Annotated in this window: 15 protein-coding genes; 6 read left to right on the forward strand and 9 right to left on the reverse strand. The window is 44.6% G+C overall.

The genetic code is table 11. The annotated features are described in order from the left end of the window. The first annotated feature begins 1 nt into the window (after position 1). Entirely contained in the window at positions 2-3,136 is a 3,135-nt protein-coding gene (locus G3R49_RS09300; RefSeq protein ID WP_167869478.1) for an efflux RND transporter permease subunit, read from the forward strand. Between the two features lie 142 nt (positions 3,137-3,278). Here the strand turns inward: G3R49_RS09300 and G3R49_RS09305 are convergent, their stop codons facing one another. Next, complete coding sequence (locus tag G3R49_RS09305) at positions 3,279-3,695, reverse strand: thiol-disulfide oxidoreductase DCC family protein (RefSeq protein WP_167869479.1); 417 nt, start codon at positions 3,693-3,695, stop codon at positions 3,279-3,281. Between the two features lie 156 nt (positions 3,696-3,851). Here G3R49_RS09305 and G3R49_RS09310 point away from each other — a divergent pair, with 156 nt between their 5' ends. After that, complete coding sequence (locus G3R49_RS09310; RefSeq protein WP_167869480.1) at positions 3,852-4,739, forward strand: LysR family transcriptional regulator; 888 nt, start codon at positions 3,852-3,854, stop codon at positions 4,737-4,739. Positions 4,740-4,873: 134 nt separating this feature from the next. Here the strand turns inward: G3R49_RS09310 and G3R49_RS09315 are convergent, their stop codons facing one another. From G3R49_RS09315 to G3R49_RS09335, 5 genes are all read right to left on the reverse strand, one after another. After that, a complete protein-coding gene (locus G3R49_RS09315) occupies positions 4,874-6,037 on the reverse strand; it encodes a glyceraldehyde-3-phosphate dehydrogenase (protein WP_210147175.1) in 1,164 nt (387 codons plus the stop codon). Positions 6,038-6,136: 99 nt separating this feature from the next. Beyond that, complete coding sequence (locus G3R49_RS09320; protein ID WP_167869481.1) at positions 6,137-6,556, reverse strand: hypothetical protein; 420 nt, start codon at positions 6,554-6,556, stop codon at positions 6,137-6,139. A gap of 354 nt (positions 6,557-6,910) precedes the next feature. Beyond that, positions 6,911-7,219 carry a hypothetical protein gene (locus G3R49_RS09325; RefSeq protein WP_130601181.1) on the reverse strand — a complete coding sequence of 103 codons (309 nt, stop codon included), beginning with the start codon at positions 7,217-7,219 and terminating at the stop codon, positions 6,911-6,913. 117 nt (positions 7,220-7,336) lie between these two features. After that, complete coding sequence (locus G3R49_RS09330; protein ID WP_167869482.1) at positions 7,337-10,456, reverse strand: efflux RND transporter permease subunit; 3,120 nt, start codon at positions 10,454-10,456, stop codon at positions 7,337-7,339. Positions 10,457-10,461: 5 nt separating this feature from the next. Further along, entirely contained in the window at positions 10,462-11,682 is a 1,221-nt protein-coding gene (locus tag G3R49_RS09335) for an efflux RND transporter periplasmic adaptor subunit (RefSeq protein WP_167869483.1), read from the reverse strand. A gap of 274 nt (positions 11,683-11,956) precedes the next feature. Here G3R49_RS09335 and G3R49_RS09340 point away from each other — a divergent pair, with 274 nt between their 5' ends. From G3R49_RS09340 to G3R49_RS09350, 3 genes are all read left to right on the forward strand, one after another. After that, positions 11,957-12,154 carry a hypothetical protein gene (locus G3R49_RS09340; RefSeq protein ID WP_167869484.1) on the forward strand — a complete coding sequence of 66 codons (198 nt, stop codon included), beginning with the start codon at positions 11,957-11,959 and terminating at the stop codon, positions 12,152-12,154. Between the two features lie 181 nt (positions 12,155-12,335). Continuing rightward, positions 12,336-12,611: a hypothetical protein gene (locus tag G3R49_RS09345; RefSeq protein ID WP_167869485.1), complete on the forward strand. Its 276-nt coding sequence runs from the start codon at positions 12,336-12,338 to the stop codon at positions 12,609-12,611. A 1,209-nt stretch (positions 12,612-13,820) separates the two neighbouring features. Beyond that, positions 13,821-14,549, forward strand: coding sequence for a hypothetical protein (locus G3R49_RS09350; RefSeq protein ID WP_207234072.1), 729 nt, complete (start codon positions 13,821-13,823; stop codon positions 14,547-14,549). Positions 14,550-14,717: 168 nt separating this feature from the next. Here G3R49_RS09350 and G3R49_RS09355 read toward each other — a convergent pair whose 3' ends face one another. Together G3R49_RS09355 and G3R49_RS09360 are read right to left on the reverse strand one after the other, a co-directional pair. Next, positions 14,718-15,002 carry a hypothetical protein gene (locus G3R49_RS09355; protein WP_130601191.1) on the reverse strand — a complete coding sequence of 95 codons (285 nt, stop codon included), beginning with the start codon at positions 15,000-15,002 and terminating at the stop codon, positions 14,718-14,720. Between the two features lie 295 nt (positions 15,003-15,297). Then, positions 15,298-16,416: an MFS transporter gene (locus G3R49_RS09360; protein WP_167869486.1), complete on the reverse strand. Its 1,119-nt coding sequence runs from the start codon at positions 16,414-16,416 to the stop codon at positions 15,298-15,300. 248 nt (positions 16,417-16,664) lie between these two features. Between G3R49_RS09360 and G3R49_RS09365 the strand changes: the two genes are divergently transcribed. Next, a complete protein-coding gene (locus G3R49_RS09365; protein WP_130601195.1) occupies positions 16,665-17,540 on the forward strand; it encodes a LysR family transcriptional regulator in 876 nt (291 codons plus the stop codon). A gap of 10 nt (positions 17,541-17,550) precedes the next feature. Here G3R49_RS09365 and G3R49_RS09370 read toward each other — a convergent pair whose 3' ends face one another. Then, positions 17,551-18,291: a cytochrome P460 family protein gene (locus G3R49_RS09370; protein ID WP_167869487.1), complete on the reverse strand. Its 741-nt coding sequence runs from the start codon at positions 18,289-18,291 to the stop codon at positions 17,551-17,553. Positions 18,292-18,359: the final 68 nt, after the last annotated feature.

Consider the following 18,359-nt stretch of genomic DNA (forward strand, 5'->3'; position numbering starts at 1 on the left):
TATGATTAGTGATTTTTTTATTAACAGACCTAAATTTGCGTTTGTTATTTCAATTATTCTCACCCTGGTGGGGCTGATTGCCATTCCAGTATTGTCGGTGGCTGAGTTTCCGCAAATTGCGCCGCCACAGGTTAACATTTCAACTAGCTATTCAGGAGCAAGTGCTGCGATTGTAAAAGACACCATTGCTCAACCTATTGAGGCTGAAGTAAATGGTGTTGAAGGTATGATCTACATGGAGTCAAAGAGCTCTAATGATGGTTCATACTCGCTCAGCGTGACCTTTGAGGTGGGTACTGACCCTGACATGGCGCAGGTGCAAGTACAAAATAGAGTGCAACAAGCCACGCCACGTCTTCCTCAAGAGGTTCAGCGACAAGGGGTGAAAGTAGAGAAGCAAAGCCCTAATATGCTGATGGTGGTCAACGTTTATTCACCTGAAGAAACCTTCGATTCACTGTTTATTACCAACTATGCCGGCCTTAACATTAAAGATGCATTGGCCCGTCAGGGTGGTGTATCGAAAGTACAGGTTATTGGTGGTATGGATTACGCCATGCGTATCTGGCTTGACCCCAATAGCATGGCAAGTTTAGGTGTGACTGCTACCGATGTCATTGCTGCTCTGCAAGAGCAAAACATTCAGGTGGCGGCTGGTCGTATTGGTGCAGCGCCAGTAGACCCGAATCAGCAGTTCCAGTACACGCTACAAACCAAAGGTCGTTTAAAAGACGTGGAAGAGTTTGGCAGGGTGATGATCCGCGCTAATAACGACGGCTCAAAAGTGACGGTGTCTGATGTTGCTCGCGTGGAGCTGGGGTCACAAACCTATGACGCTCAAGGTAAGCTAAACAATAAACCATCGGCGATTATTGCGATTTATCAGTCACCAGATGCTAATGCGCTTGAAGTGGCCAAAGCGGTAAAAGCAGAGATGGAAAACCTGTCACAGCGTTTCCCTAATGATCTCACTTACGATGTGCTTTACGACACGACAGCTTTCGTAGAAACCTCGATTAAAGAAGTTGTTGAAACCTTAGTTATCTCAATTTTGCTGGTAATTTTCGTGGTGTTTATCTTCTTGCAAGATGCACGCTCCACACTTGTACCCGCTATTGCAATACCGGTATCACTGATTGGTACGTTTGCCTTCTTACTGCTGTTTGGTATGAGCATCAACACCGTCTCTTTGTTTGCACTAATCCTGGCTATTGGTGTGGTAGTAGATGACGCAATTGTTGTGGTTGAGAACGTTACCCGCCTGATGCAAGACGAAGGCTTGTCTGCTAAAGATGCGACCTCTAAAGCAATGAAAGAGGTTACTGGGCCGATTATCGCGACTACGCTGGTACTGCTCGCGGTATTTGCGCCAACGGCTGTTATGCCTGGTATAACCGGGCAGATGTATGCCCAGTTCTCGGTGACGATTTGTATTTCGGTGTTAATTTCATCAATCAACGCATTAACCTTAAGTCCGGCATTGTGCGCCTCGGTAATGCGCCCACCAAAAGAGCATACCCAAGGATTCCACGCCACATTCAACAAGTACTTTGATTTTGCCACTGGCAAGTACATGGGGCTGGTGTCTGGTCTGGTTCGTAAACTTACACTCGTGGGTATTGCTTATGTAGTGCTGATTGGCTTAACTGGCGGCGCGGTGAAAATTCTGCCAACAGGTTTTGTGCCTATGGAAGATAAAAAAGCCTTTATGGTGGATATTCAGCTGCCAGATGGGGCATCGCTAAACCGTACTGAAGCTGTGATGCGTGAGCTAGTGACCTTAACGCTTCAAGAGCCTGGGGTTGAAAATGTTATTCACGCCAGTGGCTTTAGTATTTTGACGGGCTCGGTGTCGTCAAACGGTGGTTTGATGATTGTCACCTTGTCTGACTGGGAAGAGCGCACCACACCAGAGCTTGCAGAGTCGGCGATTGTGGCTAAGTTGCAAGCCAAGTACTCAGCCAACCCATCGGTTAAGGCAATGGCTTTCTCGCTGCCGCCAATTCCTGGTGTGGGTAGCGTCGGTGGCTTTGAGTTTGTGCTGCAAGATACCCAAGGGCGCAGTCCACAAGAGCTATCGTCAGTCATGCGCGCGCTGATTATGAAAGCCAATGAGCAGCCAGAGATTGCCTTCTCATTTAGTAACTTCCGTGCTGATGTGCCGCAAATGTATGTTGATGTTGACCGTGATAAAGCGAAAGCATTAGGCATTTCACTCAACGAAATTTTCACCACCATGCAGACCATGCTTGGCTCTATGTACGTGAACGACTTTAACCGTTTCGGTAAGGTGTTTAGGGTGATGTTGCAGGCTGAGGGTGAGTTCCGTAACTCAGACCGTGACATTAATAAGTTCTATGTCCGTTCTGGCGATGGCGAGATGATCCCATTGAGCACGTTAGTAACCGTGACGCCAATTCTTGGCCCTGATGTGATGAACTCGTACAACATGTTTAGCTCAACTACCATTAACGGTTTCCCAGCACCTGGTTATAGCTCGGGTGATGCGATTACTGCAATGGAGCGCGCGGCAAATGAAAGCTTGCCAGCAGGTTACAGCTTTGAATGGACAGGGCAGACTTATCAGGAAATTAAAGCCGGTAACCTAGCACCGCTTATCTTTGGTTTAGCGCTGGTGTTCACTTACTTGTTCCTTGTTGCTCAATACGAAAGCTGGACTATTCCGTTTGCGGTAATGCTAGCGGTACCGATTGCGGTACTGGGTGCATTCGCCTACATCCTCGCAATGGGCGGAGACTTGAACCTATATGCCCAGATTGGCTTGGTGCTCTTGATTGGTCTCGCTTGTAAGAACGCGATTTTGATTGTTGAGTTCGCTAAGCAGCTGCGTGAAGACGGTAAGAGCATTTTGGAAGCGGCTGAAACCGCAGCTAAGCTGCGTTTTCGTGCTGTATTGATGACCGCATTTTCGTTCTTGCTAGGCGTATTACCACTGGTTATTGCAACTGGTGCAGGCTCTGGTAGTCGCCGTGCATTAGGTTATTCAGTATTTGGCGGTATGCTAGCGGCAACCCTAGTCGGTACGCTGTTAGTTCCAGTGTTTTATGTGATTATGCAGAAGATGCGTGAGCGCACTAAAGCTAAAGTGAACTCAACCGAGCAAGCCGAAAGTTAATCGTTTACGCCAAGGTTAACTAACAAAGCCCTCACGATATTGTGAGGGCTTTTTGTTTTCTCAAACGGGTTTAAAGACAGAAAAACCAGAAGCTTTAAATTCGAAAGGCTGTATTGCCGGAAAACGTATTTAGCACGAACAGCTAGAGCGAACATGAATCTCCGTCGCAGCGCTTTTGACCTGTCAGCAGGTAAGAAATACGGTAGCGGTTACTGGCAAATTTCAAGTAGGCCTTGTCGGCAACACACTTAATGCCGGGCAGTCGCAGTAGTTGAATCCAAGGATGCTTGCCCACCATTTGCCAGGCTTTTGCTGTTACATCTAGTCCAAGTAGCATTTCACCGTTAGATTCGATTACATCGCTCGATTGCCCGCTATGTAGCCAACCGTGCAAAACGGTGTTGGCATGCTCTGTATCTAGCATAGGAAAGCGCTCGCTAATGTCTTCGGCATTAAGGTCTTGCAGCACTATACTGTTAAATCTGTCATGGCTTTTAAGCTGCGCCATTTCGTTGCGGCATAGCGGGCAAGCACTGTCATAGAAAATGGTTAATTGCATTGATACCTCCCGCTACATGTCGCGCAATTTGGATAATTATTAGGTTATACGTAGGGCAAGTAAAAAGCGATCTTTGTTGTAACTGCTTAATATAGCACTAGCTAAATTGCGCTGGTTTTATATACTTAACCTACATTAATTTCGAATGGATATCCGATGTTAAATATTGAACAACTTAATGCGTTTGTGGCAGCGGCAGAGAAGGGATCATTTTCAGCCGCGGCAAGGCATATTGGTAAAAGCCAAAGCTCTGTGAGTATTAGCGTTAATAACTTAGAGTTAGATTTAGGTATTTCACTGTTTGACCGCAGCACTAAGTATCCAACCTTAACGGTGCAAGGTGAGCGCCTGTATCAGCAAGCTAAAATTCTGCTGCGTCAAGCTGAGCGTATGGAAAGCTACGCCCTTGGGGTTAACGAAGAAGTTGAAAATACCTTGGTTATTGGGATCGATTCATTAGCACCTTTAGCGCTCATCGAAGCTCCCCTGGAAAAGCTCGGACAGAAGTTCCCATTTACCAATGTTAAGTTGATCAAGCTAGCAAATAACCAATTGGCTAATGCCGTTCACAGTGGTGAAATACAAGTCGCCATGATGTTCCCTGATGAGGGCGTACCAGAGCATTTAGACTTTCTGTCGTGTATGAATGTTGAGTGGGTTTGTGTATGTAGTCCTGACTCCAGTTTTGCCGACATGGACGTGGTTGATAACGAAACTTTAATCTCGCATAGGCAGGTTATTTGCTCTGGATTGATGGACAATTCAGTCATGAGAACCCAGTCGATATTGTCGCAAGATGTCTGGGAAGCATCTGATCAAGATGATGTAGTCCGCTTAATCGAGCAAGATATTGGTTGGGGCTTTATTCCACAAGCCATGTTAGGCGATAGGCAAGCATTAGGCACACTCAATGTATTTAAGCCTGAGTTTAACTTGGCGCCTATGATTAACTCGCTGGATATTTGCTGGCGCACCAATATTCAACATGGCCCAGCAGCTCAGTTTTTTATTGATCAAATAACAGAGCTTGGCAGCAAACAGTAATAGCACTCAAACAAGCAAAACAGGCGATACCCGTTAGGGCATCGCCTGTTTTATTTTATCAAACTCAGTATGTCTAAGTGCTGATTATTGCGAGTTAGACATTCTGGTGTTCGCCTTGTTTTTGAAAGGCTTGCTTACCAAGCGCCGCCAAACTGAATATAAGTTGTCCACTCTTCGGGGCCTTTGGCTATATCGATACCAGCGCGGATCCCTAGCTGTCTTGCAATCAAGTAACGGAAACCACCGCCTTGCGCACTTTGCCATTTTGCATCACTAAAGCTTTGGTTATGGTCAAAGGCTTTACCTGTGCCGGCAAAACCAAGCACAGTCCAGCGGTCATCAATATCGTAACTCAGCTCAATTTCACCTAAAGCAGTGTTATCAGCCTGGTAGCGCATTGCTGCCATACCGCGCATATCAATAAATGGCTTGGCATAGAAAGGCACGCCTTCGGTAGCAGACTTACCATCAAGGCGTACACCTAAGCCCCACTTTGGAGATAGCCTAGTGTAGTTATTAACAAATAGATGGTAGTCCTGATAGTCAAAGTCACCACCGACTTTTTTGCCGTGAAACTTAGCTTTAATACCGGCTTTAGTTCCTGAGCGAGCTGAGAAAGTATTGTCCAGACTGTCATATGTCAGTTTAACGCCCACATGAGCATCAACACTATCAAATTCAGGTGACGGAACCCCTTCAATTGGGTCGGCTAGCTTGAACAAGGTAGTTGATGACATATTGACGTAGTCAGCACCGACAAAGAAGTTTGAGCCAGCGATTCTGAAATCAATATCTTGGAAAAAGTAGTGACCTTGCATATTGAATTCATTGGGCTTATCGCTGCCATTTTCATATTGCTTTAGGTTAAAGCTCGCACCGAAAAAACCACCTAAATAACGAATGTTATCTTCTTTCCAGTTGCCTGAGTGAAAAACACCAGCAAGCTTACTGCCGTTACTTGTCGCTAAGCCAACAACACCGGTTACACTTGGTGGAATACCTGAAACATCGTCAGGGTTTTGTTGACGGATCGCTTTTTGTTCGTCTGTTTCGTGGAAAAACAGCAGTGCAGCACCGCCACCTGCGCCAACGGCAGGTTCAGTTACGATAAGTGGTACTGGCATAAAACCGACCGCGTTATCTAGAATCCATTGACTGACATCAAACTTGCCATCTTTTGAGTCGCGAAATTGCTCCATAAAGTCAGCTTGACTGTGAGATACACAGCCTAATAGCGCAATTGCGGCTGTAATGGTTTTTAGCGGCACAAACTTGTTTCGCTGATTTTGTGTGCTCATTTTAAGTTACTCTCTCAAAACTTAAATCAGCACCAGCCTGTTGCAAATTGCGTAGGCTGATGCTGATGGAAAATGTCTAAATTTACTTAGCTGGGCTTCTTAGTAGTCGCCATAAAGCGCGTCGTCTATGATCGCGTCTTCAACTAGGGCTTCGTCATACGCATCTTCAAGCTCGGCTTCGACAATGGCGTCACCGACAACTTCTTCTGTATACATGTCTTCAAGTTCACCTTCGACAATGGCGTATTCAAGGTCTTCACGGTCACGGCGGCAACGCTCACGACGAACTTCACCTTCAACTAGGCCATCGATTGCACCAATACCGGCACCAATAGCAGCGCCACGCTTAGCGCCTTCTTTGCCATCAGCAATTGCGCCAAGGGCTGCGCCAACTAGACCGCCTTCAACAGCGCCGCCGACAGTGTTACCTAGGGTATCGTCACAGTAGTCAGCAGATGCTGGGGTCGATGCCATCGCTACGCCCATGGTTGATGCGATCATTAATTGCTTGAAATTCATTGTTGTCTCCTACTGAAAAATCAGATTCGGGGTTTAACTTGAGGCGAATGTTATAGGAGTTTTTTTGATTGATATAATTAGGTTGTATTAAGCTTTTTAATGGGTTAACGGTGGGTCAAAGTTAAGGGGCTAGCTGAGCGTTAAAGTTGAGGGAGTAACTTGTGGCCGCAATCAAGCGGTAAAAATAGTATGACGAGCAAGTACATTAGCGCGTAAGCAGGTATTTCGGGTCATGTGATTAGAGCCACTCATGCCAATAGTGCTACCTAAGGAAAGCCCATTGATTAAAATGTCATCAAACCGCGTACTTTGGATAAGCTTCTATTGGTTTAATGAGGCGTTACAAAAAGCAGCTCAAATAAGCAGCTCGGCCGAAGAGATTGAGAAGTGTTGCAGTGACTTATCTAAAGCACGCAACATGACCTGTTTCTTCGCGTTGTTAAGGCTAGTATCTCGAACGATCACTCTGCCACCAAAGCGTCGCCAGCTGCCATTAATCTCATCCTGGAACTGATACTCGATTTGATAGTTCATGTATTTGATTCGGCGCATAGGCAGGCTAAACCTCTTTAGTCTTGTTGTTATTGAGTCGGTAATGCGATTCAGTGGCTCACCGGCAGTGAACTGCGTATAGATTGAGTTTGCAGAAATCGTCTGTGACATGGCTTCCACCGGTGCGCATGGCTCTAATTCTAGGGAAACGCTAATCGCCTTTAGTAGCCCAAAGGCGATTAGCAACTTGAGTTAACGGCTAACTTGCTTGTGGCAATTGAGCTCGATTTATTGAACGCTACTTTGCGGGTTAAGCTTCTCGCGTAGTTTTTGCAGCATGACAAAGAACACTGGCACTAGCAGACAACCCACAACCGTTGCCGCGAGCATGCCGCCAAAGCTTGCTTCACCTAGTGCGTTACGACTCGCCGAGCCTGCACCGGTTGCGATAACTAGTGGCAGTACACCTAAGATGAACGAGAATGCTGTCATCAATACCGCACGTAAACGTAGGGCAATGGCTTGTTTTGCAGCATCAAGAATCGACAATCCTTGCTCTTCTCGCAGCACTTTGGCGAACTCCACAATCAAAATCGCGTTGCGACTCGCCATACCAATCAACAGCACTAAACCAACCTGGGTATAAAGGTTAATCGTACCGCCAACTAATGCGGTGTAACCTAAGGCACCAAACAGTGCTGTTGGTACACACAAGATAATGGCCAGTGGGATCATCCAGCTTTCGTACTGAGCAACTAAGAACAGGTAAGTAAACAGTAGTGCTAGCGCAAATAGGTAAGGGGCACTGTCACCTGCTGCTAATTCCTGATAAGTCATACCGGTCCACTCATAGGCATAGCCATTTGGTAGCACGGTATCTGCAATTTGCTCCATTTCAGCAATGGCTTGACCACTACTAAAACCCTCTGCCGGAATCGCAATCACTTGAGCTGTGTTGTACAGGTTGTATCTTGCTGTGCTGTCAGCACCTACAAGCGACTTGTATTGGGCAAAGTTTGACAGCTTAACCATGGCGCCCGAGGCTGATTTCACATAGATTTGGCTTAAGTCTTTCTCGTCATTACGGAAGCTCTGTTCAGCTTGTAGTGTGACTTGATAGTTCTTACCAAACTTAGTGAAGTCGTTGACGTACATGCTACCCATCATGGCTGATAGCGTTTGGTTTACGTCAGCTAGGTTTACACCAAGTGCAAAGGCTTTTTGACGGTCGATATCTAGGTAAAGCTGCGGCACATTGGCGCTATAGGTTGAAAATGCCATGGCAATTTTTTCAGACTGATTTAGTGCATCTAAATAGTCTTCAATGGCTGGACCCATCGCCTCAACACTGCGGCCTTGTAAGTCTTCAACTTGTAAGGTTAAACCGCCAGCAGTACCTAAACCTGGAATCGCAGGCATTGAAAATGCCATACCTGAAATATCACTGTTTGCATCAATTAGCGCTTGAGTTTGTGCCACTAGTGCAAATTCAGATTGCTCTGGGCGAGTACGCTCAGTCCAGTCCTCTAGCACAACAATCATCATGCCTGAGTTAGGTGACGCAGCGCCTTTTAGCAAGCTATAACCTTTAGCGGCGACTATGTGCTTAACGCCATCGAGCTGCTCAATTTTAGCGAGCATGTCGTTTACCATCACGTCAGTGCGGTCCAGCGATGAGGCTTCAGGCAGATTTAAGTCCACCATAAATGAGCCCTGATCTTCTGCTGGAATAAAGTCAGATGGCAGTTTATTGCCAAACACCGCGATAGCCGCAATCAACATGGCAAATAGGGCTGCACTTAATGCTAAGCGTTTACCTAAAAAGCCCACAGAGCCAACATAGCCTTGAGTGACACGGGTAACACAGCGGTTAAACATGCCTAAAAAGCCAGTGGTTTTAGGATGCTCATGGCGCATCATGATGGCACAAAGTGCAGGTGTAAGTGTTAGTGCAACGACGGTAGAGATAATGGTCGAAACAGAAATCGTTACACCAAATTGTTGGTACATTTGGCCTACCATGCCAGGTGCGACTGATACTGGGCCAAATACTGCCAGTAATACCAACGCTGACGCGATAAGCGGTGCTGTTACTTCTTTCATTGCTTTCGAGGTGGCCTGCGGCGCTGCGAGGCCTTCGTCAGCCATTAAACGCTCTACGTTTTCAATTACAACAATCGCAGCATCTACTACCACACCGATAGCGAGGATTAGACCAAACATAGACAAGGTGTTGATATCAATCCCTAGCATTGCCATCACCGCAAAGGTACCGATAAGCGATACAGGAATCGCGATAGTCGGGATTAAGGTTGCGCGCCAGCTTTGCAGGAATAGGAAGGTCACCACAATAACGAGCCCTAGTGCTATGTATAAGGTTTCAAATACCTCATCCATCGACACTTCAATAAAGGTCGTTGAGTCGTAAGTAACCGCATAATCCATGTCTTGAGGGAAGCGTTTGCTTAAACGTTCCATCTCCTGACGTACACCTTGTGCAACCTCAAGCGCGTTAGCACCCGGTGCCTGATAAATTGCCAGAATTGGGCTGTCATTGGCACCAAACGTTGCAAATGCTGAGTATTGCTCTGCTGCTAACTCTATCGTTGCGACATCGTTTAGGGTGACAAAGCTACCGTCGTTATTAGCGCGCAGAATAATATTTTCAAATTCTTCTGCGTTAACTAGGCGACCTTGAGTTTGAATGGTGTATTGGAATACTTGTTGCCCAGTTGATGGGCGCTCACCCAATTTACCTGCCGCTACTGTGGTATTTTGCGTGGCAATCGCATCTGCAATTTCACCCGCAGTAATGGCTTTGGCTGCCATTTTTTCTGGGTTTAACCATACACGCATTGCGTAGTTTTGTTCACCAATGACCTGCACTTTACCCACGCCATTAACCCTTAATAGGGCATCTTTAATATTGAGTGAGGCGTAGTTAGACAGATAAAGATTGTCAAAACTCTGATTTGGTGAGTATGGGTTAACCGTCATTAAGATAGAGTTAGCGACTTTCTCAACCGTGACACCTTGGCGCTTTACCTCTTCAGGTAGCTTAGCCATGGCTTTGTTAACTCGGTTTTGCACCAGTACCTGAGCCTTGTCTGGATCAGTGCCGATAGCAAAGGTGACATAAGCAAGATAGGTGTTGTCATTATTAGACTTCGACTCCAGATAGATCATGTTTTCTACACCATTGATCTCTTGCTCGATAACCGTTGCTACCGTGTTACGAATGGTGTTGTGATCAGCGCCTGGGAACACGGCGAATACTTCAATAGACGGCGGCACAATGTTTGGAAATTGCGATACCGGCATACGTATTAAGCTCATCAAGCCTGCTAGTGTCATCACAATCGATAACACAATGGCAAACTTGGGGCGTTTAATGAAAAACTCAACCATAGTGATTACCCCTTATTTGCTAGCTTAATCACTGGCTCGACTTCAACTTGCGCGCCAGCACGAACGCCTTGTAGGCCGCTCACTATCACTTTCTCACCAGAAGTCAGGCCTTGGGTGACCAACCAATCGTTACCTACTCGTTGACCTAGGGTTAGGTATTTAGCTTGTACTGTGTTGCTCTCATTAACCGTCAACACATAGCGACCACCTTGGTCCTCTTGCACCGCATTTTGCGGTACAACAATGGCTTGAGTTGGTGTGGTTTGTTGCGATGTCACCGAGACAAATTGGCCTGGGAACAGTAGTCTGTCTGGGTTAGGGAAGGTGATACGGAAACGAATCGTACCGTTGTTGCTGTCGACTTCGTTGTCAATAAACTCAACTTCACCTTTGTGTGAATAGTGGGTGCCGTTGGCAAGTTTTAAGGTCATTGCTGGGTTGGTAATTTCCTCGCCAGATTGAGCCATAGCTTGCAGTGTATTGAGGTAGTCTTTTTCATCAAGGTGGATGTTAACGTGCATCTTATCGAAGCTGATAAGACGAGTTAGCGGGGCGCTTTGTGGGCCAACGAGTGAGCCAATAGTATGTTGGCTGTCACTGACTAGGCCGTCAAATGGTGCGTAAATCTTGGTGTATGACAACTGCAGTAAGGCGTTATCAAGCGCCGCTTCAGCAGCTTTGGCTTCAGCTTTAACCATGTTGAACTCAGCGCCTAGTTGCTCCAGCTCAATCTGACTCAGGGCCTTTTGCTCTACCAGTGCACTTGCTTTGTTGACTAGCTTAGCCTTCATGGTAAGCAGTGCTTGCTTTTGCGCCAGTACCGCTTGTAAACGATTCGCCTCAACTTCAAATGGCGTTGGGTCTATCTCAAACAGTAAAGTGCCAGCTTTGACTTCTGCGCCATCTTCAAACGCTTTATTGATGATGTAACCAGAAACCTTAGGTTTAATCTCAAGTGAATGAACAGCTTGAGTTTTACCCATGAACTCTTCTTCTAGTTGCATAGCCTGAGGTGAAACCTGTTGCACTGAAACTTTAGCCAGTGCGGCTTCGGCTTGCTGCGTGTCTTCGTCACTGCAACCGGTAGCCATGCAGCTCAGTGCAATTAGGCTTAATGCAGCGGTTAGCTTCTTTGTAGAGTTTAGCTTGCGCGTAGCCGCGCTATTTTGGGCAGTTAAGCCGTGAGCATTGCGGTAAATCTTGGTTAGTGTTGTCGAGCTTTTCATTGGCGTAATCCCCTCTCGATAGAAAACGGCCGGATTGGCATATGGGGCAACATTAACCTGAATTAATACTACTTTTGAGTTAGGTACTATAAGTAAAACGAATGGGTTGATTTATTGGTATAAAAACAAAGGCTTAGTTTTTGTACTTGCGCTCAAGGTGTGATTTCAGTGAAGCTTCGGTTTAAAGTATATGATTTTTAAATACAAACTAATTAAAATGATATTAATAACGGGTAGATAATTAGCAGCTTCGAAGCACAGCAGGAGAGAGGCAATGCTAAACAAATATACATCTACTCGACAAGTTCAGTCGCAGCTGGCGAAGTTAAAATCAGGTGCTAGTAAGCGTAATCGAAGCGAACTGTTAACCACATTTTACTATGGTTTGAGTGCAATTTTAGTGGTTGGCTTTATTTTGTTTGATTTAATGCTGGTTCGAACCAATGAAGTGTATTGTTGGTTAACCTTTTAGTTGAGTTTACTCGTCAATTTATCTACTAGTGTTTTACTTTACATTGTAAGTTAAGTCTTGGTTAGTTAGACATGATTGACTTCTAGCTTGTGGATGGAGATCATTTGCGCTCGCTTACATTTTTTAGCATATACAAACAATAGCCACGGCTGGCTGAAGCTGACTAATCAGGGAAGAGTGCATGAGATCATATAAAGTAACAGATGCAAAAACGTCGCGAGCTAAGTTTGCTCGGACTGTTATCTATTTCACCCTTTGGTTTTTTGTGTTAACTCCGATATATGTCATATGGCCGTTGGCCGCCACGTATGTTGGTTTCGATTATCAAGCACCAATACGTGAAGTGAGTATAATTGCCTCTTCAACATATGTGTTAAGTGCAATTCTTTATGGAAGCATGGCATTTGCTTTTGCTCAAAAAGTCGCTGCATGGCTTTTTTATAAGCTTGGTGTGTAGTGAGTTAATTTATCCTTTTGCTAAGATGTATCGCTGTTACAAATACGATCGTTCAACATTTCTGTCTTAGGTTTATATCCGCAACCTTGCTCTCCTTTCTGGCTTCGTTTTGTTATTGTGAATCCGCTTATTCTTGCTATGTATCCGCTTAATTAAATTTTACTTCCACTTGAATTCAGCTCCGTATCATTTGTCATGACAGTTTTATATATCCAGCTGTGTTTTGAGCGTACCTATCGCATTCTGTTAACGCTAATTTGTCGTTAACTTCGGCTTCCCGTTAATGACGGATTTAAGCTATTTGCTGTGAGTTATAAGTATATGTAAATCGAATAGTATCTAGTTAAAGGTTTTCAAAAAACTAGTAGATACTAAAGCCAGGTTAATGACTAACCTCTCATCATACTCCCTGTTTTGGCTGCTTCTATTGAGGCAGCTTTTTTTGCTTGTTTTTCAGCTTAGTCCTCAATGTTAACTTTTTAGTGTCATCTACGAATTGGGGCATTCACCTTAATGATGCCTGGTTGGTGGTCGCTCAAGAGATAATTTAAAGTCGCGTGATATATTTGCAAATCGAATAATATCTAGTTAAAGGTTTTCAAATAACTATTAGATACTAAAGCCAGGTTAATGACTAACCTCTCATCATACTCCCTGTTTGGCTGCTTCTATTGAGGCAGCTTTTTTTGCTTGTTTTCCAGCTTAGTCCTCAATGTTAACTTTTTAGTGTCATCTACGAATTGGAGCATTCACCTTAATGATGCCTGGTTGGTGGTCGCTCAAGAGATAATTTAAAGTCGCGTGATATATATGCAAATCGAATAATATCTAGTTAAAGGTTTTCAAAAAACTAGTAGATACTAAAGCCAGGTTAATGACTAACCTCTCATCATACTCCCTGTTTTGGCTGCTTCTATTGAGGCAGCTTTTTTTTACCCCAATTTTTTTGGTCGAGCGTTTTGGTTGATGGTTGCTTGCTAAAGTGGTTGATAGCTGTTTGCGAACTTTGTTGATGACTCTTTGCCAAACCGGTTGATGACTCTTTGCCAAACCGGTTGATGACTCTTTACCAAACTGGTTGATGACTCTTTGCTAAATTAGTATGGACTGGATTGATGTATTAATATATTTGATACTTATTAATTAAACGTATCGCTATATTGCTGAGATAATGTCTCCCGTCAATGATTACAACACGAGGGTGACACAATGAAATCAATCAACAAAGCCTTATCAGTTTTAGCCTTATCTACAATGACTTGCTTCGGCGCAATGGCAGATGAAGCTAAAGAAGACGTTAACTATGGTGATCCTACCGCAAGCTTTACTACGCTTGGTGTGAGTGCTTCGAAAGACAACACTCAAATCAACGGTATGTATGGCGCTGGTGCGAACATCTTCCAGCTAGACCTAACTTTTAAGAACAAAGACGGCGAAAATACAGCTCGAGACGGCAAAGCCGGCGACTTAAGCGGTCGCGCACGCTACTTCCACGTGACTGATGGTCTTGGTTATTCTGTTGACGTGATTGGCGATCAAAACAACCAAACCGTTCTTGGTGGTATGATCTATAAGTTCCAAGTATCTGACAATGTCATGGTATTCCCTATGCTAAGCGTAGGTGGTACTCAGGCGAAGCGTTTTGACGACGATGCGAACAAATATACCAATAAGTATGACCGCTCAGGTTTAGCACAAGCTGGTGTGTATGCGATGTACGCGTTTGATGCTGGTCACTGGTTATATGCAAACCCTAAGTCGACTTATCACTTCAAGAGCAAAGAATTTATCAACCAGATCGAAGTGGGTGGCGGTTTTATGCTAGCACCACAGCTATCAGCAGGCTTCAAGGTTGAGTACACAGGCGAAGTGAAAACTGAGCACGGCAAAATGAAAGAAGACACAGTAGCTTGGTTACAAGCTAACTACTACTTCTAAGCAAAGGCTTTTAAAGCCAGCAGTTAAGTCAAAGGTTGACTTAACTGCACCAGAAATTAGCACAAAAAAGCTACCTTTCTTAATTGAGAAAGGTAGCTTTTTTAACATTTGGGTCAGAGTAAAATGTTAGAGCGCTGTTGAATGGATAGTTAGTTGATTTTCCAAGCTTTAGTCATATAACTCAGGGATAGGCTCTTGCTCACGTTCAATAATATCTCGAATGATTATCTCATCCACTAGTCTACGCTCACGCAGTTCTCTGCGTTCCATCTCTAGATCATGTTGGCAGCGCAAGTCACAACCATGATGAATGGTATGCGTATTGCCAGATGGTGTATTACTGCACGCTGAAATCGTCAGTATCATACCTACTAAAGCAAGTTTAGTTACTCGCCTGATATTTACTTTAGAAGTCTCGTTCGTACAAGTTTGACGGCTGTTATTGATGCTCATATTGCCTCCTAAGGTAGGAACTGAAAGGCTGAGCTGCCGGGAAAGCGTTGGAGTTTGACTTAAAGCTTAGCTGAAGTAGCGCTCCCGACCTGAGAGGGTTAGCGCAAAGCGCAGCCGAAAGCACTACTTTAGCTAAGCTCTTGCTTTTAGCTCAGCTGCGGCTGATATTAGCGGGATTTCGTTTTTACAACGAATCAGTATGTATTCGGTTTATTGATGGGTTAGCAGAAACACTTATCGTGCTTGATTTGGATTAGTTAGTTGAGCCAAGCGACTCTAATTTAGTTACTGTGATCTAGTTACTCTGGTTTTGACATTTTGCTTTTGGTAACAGTGGGTAGAGCAAAAATACAGAGACTAAAATTAATACAGACATCTCAACAACTATCCAGCCATGAACCAGAGCAGAAGGGCCAATCGCTGCGCCAATCGTTTGCGCTGCTACCATAAAACCAATCACTTGCCCTTGCTTGTCAGCAATCGAAATGGTGCCGATGAATAAAGGCAAAATGGTATTCCATAAGAACATGAATACCGAGATATAAATGAAATAACCAAATTGGGATTGGTTGTTAAATAGTAAGGTGATAATGCCAAGCTGGCATACCACGCAGAGCATCAATGCCTGAGTTTTATGTTTTCCTTTGCCTATCCAAGCTGCAAGTAAGGCGCCAAACAAACTGATAATAGTGCCTACAGCGAGAGCATTACCTTGTGCTTGAGGTTCGATACTGAGCTTTTGTCCAAGTACCGCAAGTATTGACCATACTCCAGAGTGTGTTAACGAAAATAAAAATAGTGCGGCGAGGCCTTTTAAAAGCTGAGCAGCTTCAGTTGGTGTTTGGCTAGGAGCATGGTTAATTGTAAAGTCAGGGCTGGCTGGTACTAGTAGCATTAAAAAAGCTGCCGCGGCAAAGATGTAGAATAGTGAGTCAAACCCAAAGCCGTGCAGTATCGATGGCAAGCAGACAAACATGAGTGCTGCATAGCACATTTGCACCGCCATCGCTTTACCAAAAGCCACGTCTGGGTTGGGTTCGTTGGCCAGCACTTCATAAGTTTTTACGATAACAACCCCTGCGCTAATGCCTGCAACCAGTCGCAAGCTAAAGAAAATAGCTTCTGCGGTGACCAGTGCACTGAGCACATGACTAACGACTAATACCATCAGAGCAACGTTTTCTTTAATTTCAAAAGACTTTGTTTTCTTGGCGATAAAGCAAATAAAGGATGCCAGCGCAAAACCGAGGATCTCGATGGTGGCGATATAGGTGATTTCAAAAGGTGACAATGATAAATGACGAGAAATAGCATCCAGATATAAAGGCAGCAATTGGAACACACTCGAAGCAATCGCCATTTTTATACTGGCAATAAGCCACTTATTACTGTTTGTTTGGCTGATGAATTTCAAATTATCCCTTTTAAATATTTGCAGGCGTATAAACCTGTGAGTTGTATGGGGTGGAGGTTACCATTTGTACAGCTCATCTCCAATATTAGGTTACCGAGCAAGATTTGGTAAAGCTGTTGCTTGCAATGATGTCAGATGTGCAAGGTAATTGATTGGATTGGTATTAGTTAGATGACTTGCTATTGTGGTAATGATTCTCAAACGACTATTACCACTGTTTAATCCACAACAAATGAGGCTGCGTTGCCATGCTTATTACATCTGAACGCTTAATGTACTTAGTCACGGTAGCCGATCAAGGCTCATTTTCGGCTGCGGCCAGAGTGCTAAATGTCAGCCCGTCTGCGGTGAACCAGATGATCAACAACATGGAAGTCGATCTCGACTTAAGCTTATTTGATCGAACTGCAGGTAAAGCGCCCAAATTGACCAATGCAGGAAAGGCGATTTATTTTCAGGCGCAAGAGTTAATGCCTAGATTTGAAGCGATTGAGAAGAAAGTGCAGTCGCTAAAAGATGGGGTTGAGACATCTTTAACCATAGCCGTTCATGGTTTTACTTTTACCGAGCAGGTCAATAATGCCATTTACGAGTTAACCCAGGAGTTTCCACAGCTACAGGTGAATATTGTTGATAGTGAGCAGGCCGACCTGACATCCGAAAGTAGCTCTGTCGATATCGTTATCTCGCCAGCATCGCTGGTTCCGCTTCGCGGTTTAGAAAGCAAAATGTTTGATAAAGTACACTGGCAGTTCGTGGCTGCGACCAGCCACCCGTTGGCGAAACGCCGCGGCGAGTTAACTAAGTTAGACTTAATTGAACATTTTCAATTGTTGTCGTCTCAGGGCCGTGTGGCAACACCTGAGTTAATAGAGTCGTTGCGTTACAGCCCTAAAGTGATTTCATGCGATCAAACATACCAAATCCGCTCACTACTGCTTAATGGCACTGGTTTTACCATGTATCCAAAACGTTTAGCCAAAGAGCTTGTTGATAACGGCAGCGTTAAAGTGCTCAAGGTTGATTTCGACTCAGATTTGCTCGAATGGCCTGTTGAGGTGTGTTGGTCTCAGGCCATCGGGCAGGCGGGTCAATGGTTTATTGATAGCTTACTTGACGAGTAAAGCCTAGAGCCTATTCAGACTTATCATCTGCAACCTTGGTTAAATCACTTCCTGGCTCAATTTCAACAAGCTTGATGACAGGTGTTGGATTGGCGCGTTTACTTTGCGCTTTTAGCTTGGGTGATGCGGGCAAGCTAGGCAATTTAATACGATGATAAATTTCAAGATGTAACCAGTCGTTTGCCTTTTGCGGTAAGTGACACCCCTGACAATACTCGGCATTCTTGTTGGTATTGGTGAGTGGTTGCTCTGGATTATCATATTGTGCCCAACCCCAGCTGCTATCCCATAGCTGCTTGTGCTCAGACTGATAAAAACGCATGGTCGAATCTTTTACCATCACAAAGGCAATGTCACGGCTAGTTTGATGTTGCACTTCCCCTGACAGTAATGACATGTTTTCTGATACAAAGCGGATGTCTTTTATAATGACTGTGCCGTCTGGCCACACACCGGTTTTGTTGAATTCAATTAACGCATCGGCTTGAGTGTAGGCTGAGTTAATGTTTTGCAACACGCCATCATCAGGACGAGTCACTGTATTGCTACCTAGATGCACAAAGCCTTGAAGTGCATAGTCTTCAGGTAGATTAATTTGCCCTTGCTCGTCCACGATGCTTATTCTTGATTTGGTATCAGCAAAGGTGTCTTTGTAGGAAACCTCAGCGTTAGCATTCATGCTTAACACCATGGTACTAATTAATGCCGTTACAGCCATTAATACTCGTGATTTGTTGATTGTGTTGCTCATAGTCCGCTCGCTTGTTGCCAATGTTTGTCATTAAAGAGGTGACAGTTAGAGTCATGTTTTGTCTATGC

Origin of the sequence: Shewanella sp. WXL01 (assembly GCF_012263345.1) — a bacterium.
GTDB classification, from domain to species: Bacteria; Pseudomonadota; Gammaproteobacteria; order Enterobacterales; family Shewanellaceae; genus Shewanella; species Shewanella maritima.